Below are 12,154 nucleotides of genomic sequence, written 5' to 3'. Positions count from 1 at the left end.
GTGCTTATTCCTAAATAAAAATAGAGTTATGAATGCCGATTAACTGTTTCCCATTGGTTCCACTGGAAACATTCAAATTGTAAAATCGCTCAATTTTTTTGCTACCGCCACATTTTTCAGGCGTACGTAGTTAGGTAAACCTTCCTTATAAGGTGGATAGTCTTCACCCTTGATAAGAGGCGCAAGATACTCCCTGCATTTGTCAGTGATGCCAAAACCATCCTTGCTGATAAAATTCTTGGGCATCATTTTTTCAACGTTGGCGACTTTGCTGAGCTGAGCCATGCCGACTTTCCACCGGTAAGGCTTGCTGGAGAGGCGCTCAATCGTGGGCATTACCGAGTTATGGCCTTTGACGGCAAATTCGACAGCCGCCTTGCCCATCGCGTAAGCTTGCTCCACATCGGTTTTCGACGCGATATGACGAGCGGCGCGTTGCAGATAGTCCGCCACACCCCAATGATATTTGAGTCCCAGACCATCTCTGACGATGTTTGCCACGACGGGTGCGACCCCGCCCAGTTGAGCGTGACCGAAAGCATCGCGCACTCCCTGGTCGGAGAGAAATTTGCCATCCTCTCCTTTTACCCCTTCAGATACCACTACCGAGCAGTAGCCAAATTTCTTGACGTAACTATCCACCTTGGCGAGAAATTTCGATCTATCGAACGAGATTTCGGGAAACAGAATAACAACAGGAATCTCACAATCCTTACTGGATGCCAAGCCACCCGCCGCCGCGATCCATCCGGCATGACGCCCCATCACTTCCAGCACGAATACCTTGGTCGATGTCTTCGACATACTGGCTACATCGAAGCTCGCTTCAAGCGTGGATACGGCGATGTATTTTGCCACCGAGCCAAAGCCGGGGCAGCAGTCTGTGATGGGGAGATCGTTATCCACTGTTTTTGGAACATGAATGGCCTGGATAGGATAGCCAAGCGTGTCGGCCAACTGCGATACCTTGAGACAGGTATCGGCGGAATCACCGCCGCCGTTATAAAAGAAATAGCCGATGTTATGTGCCTTGAATACTTCGATCAGACGCTCGTATTCGCGCCGATTCTCTTCAAGGCTCTTTAATTTGTAGCGGCAGGAGCCAAATGCGCCTGATGGCGTATGACGCAGCGCCCTGATTGCCGCGATGGAGTCTTTGCCGGTATCGATTAGATCTTCGGTTAGCGCGCCAATAATGCCGTTACGACCCGCATAAATTTTACCTATTTTACCTTTTTGCTGGCGTGCGGCCTCGATGACGCCGGCGGCGGATGCGTTGATGACGGCGGTAACTCCACCTGACTGCGCATAAAAAGCATTTTTTGCTGCCATATTTCTCTCCTGATTATTTAAATCTCTTGCGGCTTACGCCTATACAACGGCGCGCGCTGCTCCGCGGCGCTAAAGGTCCGGCAGCGCCATAATGCGTTGGCAAAGCGTAGAATCTTCTGCCGACGCAGCATTGCTCTGTTCGCGAATTTAAAAGGCGGGCATCAATAATCCCAGTCCGCCAGGAATCGTGACTGACGTTATTTCAGTGACGCGAAAATGGTATCGCGGATACTTTCAACCGATCCGACCCCCGCTATTTTCACATACTTGGGGGCACCCGTCCCACCGCTGGCTGACCATCTCGAATAGTATTCTACCAACGGTTTAGTCTGGGTGTGATAGATTTCGAGCCGCCTTCGCACGGTCTCTTCCTTATCATCGTCACGCTGTATCAGCGGCTCACCCGTCACATCATCCTTGTTGTCCGTTTTGGGTGGATTAAATGTCACATGATAAATACGGCCCGAGGCCGGATGCAGGCGGCGCCCCGACAAACGCCTGATGATCTCCTCGTCGGCGACGTCAATTTCAATTACGTAGTTGATGGGTACGCCAGCGGCTTTCATCGAATCCGCCTGGGGAATAGTACGGGGGAACCCGTCAAATAGAAACCCTTTTCTGCAATCCGGCTGCGCGATACGCTCTTTAACCAGATTGATTATGATGTCATCGGATACAAGTCCGCCCGCATCCATGATTTTCTTTGCCATGAGACCCAGCATGGTGCCTGCCTTGACCGCGGCGCGCAACATATCGCCGGTCGAAATCTGCGGAATGCCGAAACGTTCCTTAATGTAATTGGCCTGCGTGCCTTTTCCCGCGCCAGGGCCGCCTAATAGGACAATTATGATTGTTCCCCCTTTTTATATAAGGTTCTCCCTGGTATGGCGGGGAGAATGAGAAGCATCTATTCGTTGGTTTCGGTGATTATAGCGCAGCAAAAGTGAAAACTTGAAGTTTTTACGATGATTTACAGTAATGGCGAGCCGGCAGTGGGGGGCTGGAATATCAGCGGTTGCCACAGCTTAAGCAGGCTGATTCATATGTGACGGAGCGCCGGATGATCGAGAGCGTGATTCAGTCTAGTTTCTGCAGCTGTTCCTTGAGTTTTTCCAATGTCGCATTAAAAGTTGCAAGCCGTTCTTTTTCCTGTTCCACTACCTTGGCCGGGGCGCGTTCGACAAAATTGGCGTTGGCAAGCTTGATTTGCGCTTTGGTGGTTTCACCTTCAATACGAGTCATTTCCCTGGCCAGGCGTTCGCGCTCTGCGGCGATGTCCACCTCGATTTTCAGCATTAACCTGAATTCGCCGACGATTGCCACGGGTGCTTCGGCATGGGGCAATCCATCCTGCATGATTTCCACACCCGAGAGTTTGGCCAGCGCCACCAGGTAGGGAGAAAAAGCGGCCAGGGTCTGCCGGTCCCCCGCAGCCAGTAGCGGAACCCTTAATGCCGGGGATAAATTCATCTCGCCGCGCAAAGTGCGGCAGGCATTGATCATCTCCTTGAGTGCATGAATATGCTTGATGGCGTCTTCACTGATATTCGCCGGATCGGTCTTGGGATAGGGCTGCAGCATGATGCTCGCACCTTGCTTGCCGGCGAGTGGGGCGATTTTCTGCCACAATTCCTCCGTAATGAATGGAATGATGGGATGGGCCAGGCGCAACGTGGTTTCCAGTACTCGTGTGAGGGTGCGGCGGGTTGCGCGTTGTATGGCGTCGCGGTCGCTGTTTAACTGCACCTTGGCAAGTTCAAGATACCAATCACAATATTCGTCCCAGACAAATTCGTAGATTTCGCGTGCTGCGATATCAAAGCGGTAGTCACGGAAAGCCTGCTCTACCGCGCTTTCCGCCTGTTGCAGGCGGCTGATGATCCACCTGTCGGCGTCCGAATATTCCAATGGCGGCTCATTGGCCAATTCCGTGACCAGGCCCGTATCTTTGCCCTTGCAATTCATCAATACATAACGCGTGGCATTCCAGAGTTTATTGCAGAAATTCCGGTAGCCTTCGCAGCGCTGCATATCGAATTTGATATCGCGGCCATGAGAAGCGAGACTGGCAAAAGTGAAGCGTAGCGCATCGGTACCAAATGCGGGAATGCCGTCTGGGAAATGCTTGCGCGTGATTTTTTCGATAGATTCAGCCTGCCTGGGATTCATCAGGCCGGTAGTGCGCTTTGAGATCAGATCCGGCAATGCAATGCCGTCGATAAGATCCAGCGGGTCCAGCACATTGCCCTTGGATTTGCTCATCTTTTGGCCTTCGGCATCCCGGATCAAGCCGGTTACATAGACTTCGTTGAACGGCACTTTCCCGGTGAAATGCAGCGACATCATGACCATGCGCGCTACCCAGAAGAAGATGATGTCAAAACCGGTGATAAGCACTGAAGTCGGCAGGAATGTTCCGAGTTCCGGTGTTTTTTCAGGCCAGCCGAGTGTGGAGAAGGGCCATAGCGCGGACGAGAACCAGGTGTCGAGAACATCCTCGTCCTGTGTGAGCTTGCGTTCGCCAGCCTCGCGTTGCGCTTCCTCCGGACTGTGTGCGACAAAGATATTGCCATCCTCATCGTACCACGCGGGAATCCGGTGCCCCCACCACAATTGTCGTGAAATGCACCAGTCCTGGATATTTTCGAGCCACTGGTTGTAAACGTGACTCCAATTTTCCGGCGTGAATTTCACCTCACCGCCCGCTACCGCTTCCAGACCGCGTTTTGCCAGCCCTTCCATCGCCACATACCATTGATCGGTGAGCATTGGCTCAATGACCGTGTGCGTGCGGTCGCCACGCGGTACCATGAGCTTGTGCGGTTTGGTCTCAAGCAGAAGCCCCCTTTTCTCCAGAGCAGCGATAATTCTCTTGCGCGCGTCGAAACGGTCCAGCCCTTGATATTCGGCAGGAGCGGAATCGTTGATTTTGCCGTCCAGCGTGAAAATATTGAGCGGTACAAGTTTGTGCCGCTGCCCCACCTGATAGTCATTGAAATCGTGTGCGGGGGTAATTTTTACGCAACCCGTGCCGAATTCAGGGTCGACATAGGAGTCCGCGATCACGGGGATGCTTCGTTCGCATAGTGGCAAACGTACATGACGGCCAATCAGATGGCGGTAGCGCGCATCGTCCGGATGTATGGCGACCGCCATGTCGCCCAGCATGGTTTCGGGGCGTGTGGTGGCGATAATCAGTCCTTCTTCCAGTTTATCCGGGCCTGGATTTGTATTTTCGAGCGGATAGAGAATATGCCAGAGAGATCCCTCTTCCTCCGTTGATACGACTTCCAGATCGGAAACCGCGGTTTGCAGCACCGGGTCCCAGTTTACCAGCCGCTTGCCGCGATAAATCAATCCCTCGTGATAAAGCCGCACGAACACCTCCGTGACGGCGCGGGATAGCGCCGGGTCCATGGTGAAACGTTCGCGCGACCAATCGCAGGAAGTCCCCAGCCGCCGCATCTGGCGGGTAATGGTGGAACCGGATTCCTCCTTCCACCGCCACACGCGCTTGAGAAATTCTTCACGCCCCAAGTCACGGCGGTTGATATTTTGCTGATCCAATTGACGTTCCACCACAATCTGAGTGGCAATACCCGCATGATCCGTTCCTGGCTGCCATAACGTATTGTCTCCACACATGCGGTGATAACGTGTCAATGCATCCATCAAGGTATGCTGGAAAGCATGCCCCATATGCAGCGTGCCGGTTACATTGGGCGGCGGTAACATAATGCAGTAGGCAGGGGTCGTTTCAGCGGGTGTGCCGCCGGGCATGGGCTTAAAATAACCCGCGGATTCCCAGCGGGAATACCAACGGCTTTCAATGGACCGGGGTTCAAAGCTTTTTTCGAGTTCCATGGATATCAGACCGGCGAGGCTGGCAAATTAGCGATTATAAATTGAAGATCTGGACGCACAATGTGGCCGCCAGGATTCATCTCTGACAAACTGGCAACGAATGGTCGTGGAAAATTTTGGATTGATGCAACAGAATTTATCAAAGACCAAATAGACGGCATTCCAGTGCCTGAATCAATGCGTTACGCGCTCCGGCATCCAGTTCGACTCCCGCATCCTTGAGTGCGGAATCCAGAATCTGCTCCAATAAGGATGTGATGTCAGACTGAGGCGACAGCATTGAAGGGGGAAGAAATACCGCTTCTGTAAGCGTCGGTATATTGTCGGAAGCTGCAAGAGAGAGCTCCTCGGATGCGGTTCTGAGAATCAGGTCTGGAGAGGTCGCATTTGCGTCCGCTTCATTCAAAGCCGAATGCCCGCCTTGATGCTTGCGCAGCAACGCGTCGAGCTTCTCCAGGATCTCGTTGTAATCAGTTTCCGGCGAGGTTTCGCTGCTGTCTGTCATGGGATTCCGCAATTCACGAGGGTCGTGGGATGCAAGAGGGGGTTATACCATTCCGAGCTTGTGATGGCGAATTTCATATCCCCGGTCTTTATAAAAACGGTAGCGCTGCCGTGCGGCCTGCGTATCTTCCGGCATGTTTCCGGTAATTTCGATCAAGCGTCGGAAACGGCTGAAGAAGGGTGGGTGCTCACTATCCAGGTTGAGTAGTACATCATCGTGTGGCAGTTCGCTGCACTGGTGACCGAGCACGACCGGAGTTACCCCTGCCAACTTGTCGCTCGTGCGACAATGCGGGATAAAATCGGTCGGGGAGAAAGTCCACAACAATTTGTCGAGCCGCTCGATCATCGCTGCATCAGAACTATAAACCATCAGCTTGAGGCCTTGCCGTACCGCCTTGGCGACGAGGCGGCAGGTAGTCTGCAATCTATCGCCCCCACCAGAATAAAAGTCGATTTCAGTCATAGCGATGTTAGCGGGCCTTCGTTACCGTCCGACCGATTAAAAATCGTGTCAACAGCGGCACCGGCCGGCCTGTGGCACCCTTTTCTTTCCCGGATTTCCATGCGGTACCGGCGATATCCAGATGAGCCCATCGATACTTCTTGGTGAAACGCGCCAGGAAGCAGGCCGCGGTAATGGTTCCCGCGGCGCGTCCACCTATATTCGCCATGTCAGCGAAGTTGCTTTTCAACTGCTCCTGATAATCATCCCATAGTGGTAGACGCCAGGCGCGATCCGCCGCTTGCTCGGAGGCCCGCAGCAATTCCTCCGCCAGTTTATCATCAGTGCTGAGCAGACCCGATGCCACATGCCCCAGCGCGATGACACAGGCACCGGTAAGAGTGGCGATATCTATTACCGTATCGGGCTCATAGCGCTCGGCATAGGTTAATGCATCACATAAAATCAGCCGTCCTTCGGCATCGGTATTGAGGATTTCTATGGTTTGCCCGGACATGCTGGTGACGACATCGCCAGGTTTGGTGGCATTGCCGCCGGGCATGTTCTCGGTGGTGGGAATAATGCCCACCACGTTGACGGGAAGATGCATGCGGGCAATTGCTGTAATGGTACCCAGTACGCTGGCTGCCCCGCACATGTCATACTTCATTTCATCCATCTCTGCCGCGGGTTTCAATGAGATGCCACCGGTATCGAACGTAATTCCCTTGCCCACCAGCACGACCGGCTTTTGTTTTTTCGCCTGACCCCAGTATTCCAATGCGATCAGCTTGGCGGGTTGACGGCTGCCGCGTGCGACAGCCAGCAATGATCCCATGCCGAGCTTTTCCATATCTTTCTGGTCCAGGATCGTAACCTTGAGCTTATAGGCCTTGGCTATACTTGCGGCTTGTTCCGCCAGATAGGTCGGAGTACAGATGTTGGGTGCCAGATTACCGAGATCCTTGGCCAGATTCATGCCGTCGGCGATAGCGAGCCCCTGTTGCAAGGCTTCCTCGCTGGCGGCAAGCTTCGCTCCACTGGCCGTGCCGAGCGTAACCTTGCGCAGGTGCGGTTTGGCTCCCTCCGCTTTGCTTTTGAGACGATCAAAGCGATAGATATTTTCCATTGCCACAATTGCGGCTTGTGAAACCTTCCAGGCAGTGTCGCATTCTTTAACCGGCACATCAGTCAAAAACAGAGTGGCATCGGCGGCACCCGTTTCATGCAACGCCTTAAAGGCGGCGCGCACCGCATCCCGATATACCTTGCCGTTGACCTCCTGTTCCTTGCCAAGCCCCACCAGCAATACACGCTCGCAGAGCGTGCCGGGCACATTGTGCAGTACCAATGTCGAGCCCGCCTTTCCTCTCATATCCCCGCTGCGTAATATGCCGCCGATATAACCACCAGCGACCTTGTCCAGGGCTTCCGCAGCTTCAGTCAATTTATTCGGCTCGAATACCCCCACGACCACGCAGGCACCGCGCTGTCTCCCCGGATTTCCGCTTTTTATGTTAAATTTCACTGTTTGCTCCTTTTAACCGAATCCGATAATTGTACGGGGCGAAGGTGTGTGGTTTTTGGGACGCAGGGCAAGGTGTTGCGAACAATGCACTCATGTGCCACAAAAACCATGCAATTCACTTCGTAGGGGACCTCACCCAGAAGGTGAGAATCAAGTAATGCGAGATATTGTTATTAATCATAACACTGATCTATCAAATGAGTGGTCACTACCGGATTCAGGTTTAATTGTTCTCGCCGGCAGTTGATCCAAGCCCATAATAACCAATTATCGCCGGTCTGTTTGGATAAAGTCAAAACGGACGGAATATCCGATTAGCGATAATTTTCATTGGATATGCCGGACACAGGGCAATGGGATGCATCGTTGCGGATGTTGTGTATAACAGAAAATTGGCGATAAACAATGCTGTAATGACTAAACCGAAGACTAATCCTAGAGAAAAATCAGCGGATGCCTATCAGGCAAAACTGGTTGCGCCATTTGCTGTTCTTGGTATTCGCATCGAGGAAGACTGGTTGACCGATATCGAATATCTGCCACTGGAGACGCCGCCTCTTGAGCCGCAAACTCTTCTGGCAAAGGAAGTTTGCAATCAATTGCAGGCGTATCTGACTGATTCGGGTTTCGTATTTGATTTATCGTTGCACATCGGGGGCACTATTCATCAGCGCCGGGTATGGAGTGCTATTCAGGATATTCCCAGTGGTACAACCCGCAGTTATGCCGATATCGCTACACAACTGCATTCCGCACCACGGGCGGTGGGGCAGGCATGTGGCGCCAATCGGCTTCCCATTGTTATTCCCTGTCATCGCGTCATTGCAAAAAACGGCGGGCTGGGCGGCTTCATGAATGCAAGCGACGGCATCCCGCTCACTATCAAGCGTTGGCTGTTGCATCATGAGCGCGACTGAGTTCAATGCAGGGTTATTGGATGAGTTCTCTGATGCCTTATGGCTGGAAGATGGGCTGTCGCGCAATACTCTGGAGAGCTATTGCAGCGATCTGCGGCAATTCAGCGAATGGTTTGCGAAAAAAAGATGGGATGACCGTGCGCTGACAGCCGCGACGCATGCCGATTTGCTCGAATTTCTTGCCTACAAGGTTTCGATCAGAGTCAAGGCCAGCACCACCAGCCGCGAGTTGTCGAGCTTGAAGCGGTTTTACCGTTTTCTCCTACGCCAGGGAAAAATCGAGGCTGATCCCAGTCTCAATATTGACACGCCAAAACTCCCCCGCGGCCTGCCCGCAAGTCTGACCGAAGCAGAGGTGGAGGCGCTGCTGAACGTACCCGATGTGGAACAACCACTGGGGTTGCGTGATCGCACCATGCTTGAGGTGATGTATGCCAGCGGGTTACGCGTATCCGAGTTGGTCAATCTTGAGGCTGCGCAAGTTAGCTTGAATATGGGCGTTATACGCGTGATGGGGAAGGGTGGGAAAGAGCGATTGGCGCCGCTGGGCGAGGAAGCGCTGGAATGGGTAATTCACTACATTAAAGAAGCACGATCCATGTTACTGCGTGGAAAAGTCACCAATACGCTGTTTGTTACAGCCCGCGGTTCAGCCATGACACGCCAGGCTTTCTGGCATCTGATCAAGCGTCATGCACGTCTCGCTGGGATCAACAAAACCTTGTCGCCCCATACGTTACGTCATGCTTTTGCTACCCATCTACTCAATCACGGTGCCGACCTGCGTGTCGTGCAACTATTACTGGGCCACGCCGATATTTCCACCACGCAAATTTATACTCACGTGGCGCGAGAGCGGCTGAAGCAGATCCATGCCCTGCACCACCCGCGCGGATGACGGCATGTGATGGCAAGCTGCTTCATTCTTAAAAGCGATTTGTGTCCTTTTTTCTTCCTAAGTTATTGCAATAGATACCCATAGAATAATTTCTGCCAAAGGCAGATAATTCTTACCATAATCAACCATCAACAATGAAGGGAGACCATGCGTAATCAATTGTCAGTTATTTCCATAGCGGCAGTTCTGATATTGAGTGGCTGTGCCAGCTCGCCTGCAACACAGAGCGCTACCACCCGGGATACCGCTATAGGCGCGGGTATCGGTGCAAGCGCGGGTGCAATAATCGGCGCTCTTGCCGGTGGCGGGAAAGGGGCGGCGATTGGCGCGGCGGCCGGTGCCGGCGCCGGGGCGATTGCAGGAAATGTCTGGTCGAGGCGAATGGAGCAGCAGAAACAGGAAATGGAACAAGCCACATCGGGAACGGGGGTGCAAGTTGTCAAGACCGCAGACAATCGCCTGAAGCTGGATATCCCCAGTGATATTTCATTTGACACCGGGCGCGCGGAGATCACATCCCATTTCCGCCCGGTATTGGATAGTTTTGCGACCAGCCTGACCAATAATCCGGGGACTCTGGTGACTATTATTGGCCATACCGACAGCTCAGGCAGCGATGCCGTCAATAACCCGTTGTCCTTCAACCGTGCGGCCAGCACACGCGATTATCTGATAAGCAGGGGTGTTTCTTCAAATCGCATCAGTATTGATGGCCGCGGTTCCCGCGAGCCAGTGGCGGCAAACGATACGCCCGCAAATAGGGCAAAAAATCGTCGTGTCGAAATCTTTGTAGCCGAGCCGCAGGCTGCAGCGCAGTAAACATTAAGAGGGGTAGGATCATTCGCCTGCTTCCAGAGAAAGATGGGCGTACCCGACTCGGTTCGTGTTCTATGTTGTCATGCCTCGGCATCTCTCACCGGTATGCGCCAGATAAACATCGCCAGGACGACACCCAATGCAGCCAGCATCGCTTGGTGCCAAACGGTTGGCATCAACAGGATGGAGCTGCCGAATGATAGCGCCAAGAGCAGGTATACCCAGCGCTTGACGGAGCGCCGAATGCTGCGATGCTCGATCCATTCGCGGATTATGGGTCCGGCGATGCGATTCGCCAGCAGTTTGTCGTGGAAATGGTGTGAACTGCGTGCGAAACAGGCGGCCGCGAGCAAAAGGAAAGGCGTTGTGGGTAATACCGGCAGCACTATTCCCACTAGGCCCAGTATTACCGCGGCGAATCCCACTGTCAGATAGAGCGCGCGTACCAGGCGTGAATCATGAAGGCGCACCGGACTTGCTCCCTGCTCCTGCTGTATCTCCTCGGTCATACGCTCCTGCATGCGTGCGGTGTCTCCAGTGATTGATAACAATTACAGAATCAACGGATCCATTAATCAGGCTGCGGCATGGCTTGGTATACCGGGTATAATATTCGAGAGTCGCGAGAGGCGAGCAGAATATATTGACAAAGCATATTCCTGATTAAGGAACCATCATTTTGAGAGTATCGTCGATAATTTTAATTCAATTTTTGAGGAAGCCATGACTAAAGTGAGCACCCTGATTAATTTGAGCGTATTGATGTTGGGTATGATTCTTCTGCCCCAAGTTGCATTTTCCGAAACTCAAAAAGGAGCAACCAACGTGACTGAGCTCGTAAAAAAAGATACAAAAATAGGAACCGGCGAAGAAGCAGTTATCGGCAAAATGGTCGAGGTTCATTATACCGGTTGGCTTTACGATGCGACTGCATCCGACAAGAAGGGTGCAAAATTCGATAGTTCCCGTGATCGCGGCACGCCTTTTTCGTTTCTATTGGGCGCGGGGCGTGTAATAAAAGGTTGGGATCGCGGTGTTACCGGTATGAAAGTGGGTGGACAGCGCACGCTGATTATTCCCGCCGAGATGGCCTATGGGGCACGGGGAGCCGGTAATGTCATTCCACCGAACGCGGCGTTGATATTCGAGGTGGAGCTATTAGGCCTGCGTCAAGGTTCTACGCACTAATATCGTCAGTGATGATTTGTCAATGGATGGCAGCCCCCCGGAGGGGCTAGAGGAAGCGCCATCACTATTTCATTGTTTCGAATATTCCGGTTTGATGAGTATAAGAAACCCTGAAATGCACGTTGACTTGTCAGTCTAAAACATTCACAATTAGGAGTTTCGTTTGGAGGGGTTCCCGAGCGGTCAAAGGGATCAGACTGTAAATCTGACGGCTCTGCCTTCGAAGGTTCGAATCCTTCCCCCTCCACCAAACCAGCTGTGCTTGCGGGTGCGGCAGCGGTGGGGGATATGGGGGCAGGTCGTCCTGGGCGCGGGATGGATGAGTTGGTATTAGGTAATTGATTGGGCTGCTTCTATTCGAGTTAATTGCTAGTCGCGGGTGTAGCTCAATGGTAGAGCAGAAGCCTTCCAAGCTTACGACGAGGGTTCGATTCCCTTCACCCGCTCCAGATTCCAGGCTAAATAAAGCTGGAAAACCGGAAGGTTATTGTTTTAAGCAGAGAGGTATAGGCAGAAACAGTGCTTGCCCATGTAGCTCAGTGGCAGAGCACTCCCTTGGTAAGGGAGAGGTCGCCAGTTCAATCCTGGCCATGGGCTCCATAGGTATTTAAATTTTAAAAATCTGGATATAAAAAGCTTTAAAAAGGGCACAACATGGCAAA

Annotated in this window: 11 protein-coding genes and 3 tRNA genes; 7 read left to right on the top strand and 7 right to left on the bottom strand. The window is 52.6% G+C overall.

Annotated elements, in window-relative coordinates:
* Positions 1–72: 72 nt before the first annotated feature.
* From SQ11_RS00070 to SQ11_RS00045, 6 genes are all read right to left on the bottom strand, one after another.
* A complete protein-coding gene (locus SQ11_RS00070; RefSeq protein WP_041512108.1) occupies positions 73–1,332 on the bottom strand; it encodes a 6-phosphofructokinase in 1,260 nt (419 codons plus the stop codon).
* Positions 1,333–1,529: 197 nt separating this feature from the next.
* Positions 1,530–2,183 (bottom strand): adenylate kinase, encoded by a 654-nt coding sequence (adk, locus tag SQ11_RS00065; protein ID WP_041512107.1) that lies wholly within the window; start codon positions 2,181–2,183, stop codon positions 1,530–1,532.
* Positions 2,184–2,409: 226 nt separating this feature from the next.
* Positions 2,410–5,196 carry a valine--tRNA ligase gene (locus tag SQ11_RS00060; protein ID WP_041512106.1) on the bottom strand — a complete coding sequence of 929 codons (2,787 nt, stop codon included), beginning with the start codon at positions 5,194–5,196 and terminating at the stop codon, positions 2,410–2,412.
* Between the two features lie 139 nt (positions 5,197–5,335).
* The gene (locus SQ11_RS00055) at positions 5,336–5,701 is read right to left on the bottom strand and encodes a hypothetical protein (protein WP_041512105.1); all 366 of its coding nucleotides are present in this window, start codon (positions 5,699–5,701) and stop codon (positions 5,336–5,338) included.
* Between the two features lie 42 nt (positions 5,702–5,743).
* Positions 5,744–6,166 carry a DNA polymerase III subunit chi gene (locus tag SQ11_RS00050; protein WP_041512104.1) on the bottom strand — a complete coding sequence of 141 codons (423 nt, stop codon included), beginning with the start codon at positions 6,164–6,166 and terminating at the stop codon, positions 5,744–5,746.
* Positions 6,167–6,173: 7 nt separating this feature from the next.
* The gene (locus SQ11_RS00045) at positions 6,174–7,673 is read right to left on the bottom strand and encodes a leucyl aminopeptidase (protein ID WP_041512103.1); all 1,500 of its coding nucleotides are present in this window, start codon (positions 7,671–7,673) and stop codon (positions 6,174–6,176) included.
* 413 nt (positions 7,674–8,086) lie between these two features.
* Between SQ11_RS00045 and SQ11_RS00040 the strand changes: the two genes are divergently transcribed.
* The 3 genes from SQ11_RS00040 (at position 8,087) to SQ11_RS00030 (ending at position 10,307) form a co-directional block, all read left to right on the top strand.
* Positions 8,087–8,590, top strand: a complete 504-nt coding sequence (locus SQ11_RS00040; RefSeq protein ID WP_041512441.1) for a methylated-DNA--[protein]-cysteine S-methyltransferase — start codon at positions 8,087–8,089, stop codon at positions 8,588–8,590.
* Positions 8,577–9,488, top strand: a complete 912-nt coding sequence (gene xerD, locus SQ11_RS00035; protein ID WP_041512102.1) for a site-specific tyrosine recombinase XerD — start codon at positions 8,577–8,579, stop codon at positions 9,486–9,488. The genes SQ11_RS00040 and xerD overlap by 14 nt, the downstream gene beginning before the upstream one ends.
* A gap of 147 nt (positions 9,489–9,635) precedes the next feature.
* On the top strand, positions 9,636–10,307 hold the full coding sequence (locus SQ11_RS00030) for an OmpA family protein (RefSeq protein WP_041512101.1): 672 nt from the start codon (positions 9,636–9,638) through the stop codon (positions 10,305–10,307).
* A gap of 77 nt (positions 10,308–10,384) precedes the next feature.
* On the opposite strand, the gene SQ11_RS00025 is transcribed toward SQ11_RS00030, so the two are convergent.
* Positions 10,385–10,825 carry a YbaN family protein gene (locus tag SQ11_RS00025; protein WP_041512100.1) on the bottom strand — a complete coding sequence of 147 codons (441 nt, stop codon included), beginning with the start codon at positions 10,823–10,825 and terminating at the stop codon, positions 10,385–10,387.
* Positions 10,826–11,027: 202 nt separating this feature from the next.
* On the opposite strand from SQ11_RS00025, the gene SQ11_RS00020 reads away from it, so the two are divergent.
* The 4 genes from SQ11_RS00020 to SQ11_RS00005 all read left to right on the top strand — a co-directional run bounded on the left by SQ11_RS00020 (position 11,028) and on the right by SQ11_RS00005 (position 12,092).
* The gene (locus SQ11_RS00020; RefSeq protein WP_041512099.1) at positions 11,028–11,492 is read left to right on the top strand and encodes an FKBP-type peptidyl-prolyl cis-trans isomerase; all 465 of its coding nucleotides are present in this window, start codon (positions 11,028–11,030) and stop codon (positions 11,490–11,492) included.
* Positions 11,493–11,657: 165 nt separating this feature from the next.
* Positions 11,658–11,742, top strand: a tRNA-Tyr gene (locus tag SQ11_RS00015).
* A 125-nt stretch (positions 11,743–11,867) separates the two neighbouring features.
* Positions 11,868–11,941, top strand: a tRNA-Gly gene (locus SQ11_RS00010).
* 76 nt (positions 11,942–12,017) lie between these two features.
* Positions 12,018–12,092: transfer RNA gene (locus SQ11_RS00005), tRNA-Thr, on the top strand.
* The last annotated feature ends 62 nt before the right edge of the window (positions 12,093–12,154 follow it).

Origin of the sequence: Nitrosospira sp. NpAV, from assembly GCF_000832065.1 — a bacterium.
Lineage (GTDB): Bacteria > Pseudomonadota > Gammaproteobacteria > Burkholderiales > Nitrosomonadaceae > Nitrosospira.
Note: the sequence above shows the minus strand (reverse complement) of the source record. Positions and strands in the feature narration are given on the sequence as shown.

Excerpts from the sequence above, each read along its gene's own strand:
- SQ11_RS00060 (WP_041512106.1), bottom strand. The coding sequence starts at position 5,196 with ATGGAACTCGAAAAAAGCTTTGAACCCCGGTCCATTGAAAGCCGTTGG.
- SQ11_RS00025 (WP_041512100.1), bottom strand. The coding sequence starts at position 10,825 with ATGCAGGAGCGTATGACCGAGGAGATACAGCAGGAGCAGGGAGCAAGT.
- SQ11_RS00030 (WP_041512101.1), top strand. The coding sequence starts at position 9,636 with ATGCGTAATCAATTGTCAGTTATTTCCATAGCGGCAGTTCTGATATTG.
- SQ11_RS00050 (WP_041512104.1), bottom strand. The coding sequence starts at position 6,166 with ATGACTGAAATCGACTTTTATTCTGGTGGGGGCGATAGATTGCAGACT.
- xerD (WP_041512102.1), top strand. The coding sequence starts at position 8,577 with ATGAGCGCGACTGAGTTCAATGCAGGGTTATTGGATGAGTTCTCTGAT.
- SQ11_RS00070 (WP_041512108.1), bottom strand. The coding sequence starts at position 1,332 with ATGGCAGCAAAAAATGCTTTTTATGCGCAGTCAGGTGGAGTTACCGCC.
- SQ11_RS00040 (WP_041512441.1), top strand. The coding sequence starts at position 8,087 with ATGACTAAACCGAAGACTAATCCTAGAGAAAAATCAGCGGATGCCTAT.
- SQ11_RS00055 (WP_041512105.1), bottom strand. The coding sequence starts at position 5,701 with ATGACAGACAGCAGCGAAACCTCGCCGGAAACTGATTACAACGAGATC.
- SQ11_RS00020 (WP_041512099.1), top strand. The coding sequence starts at position 11,028 with ATGACTAAAGTGAGCACCCTGATTAATTTGAGCGTATTGATGTTGGGT.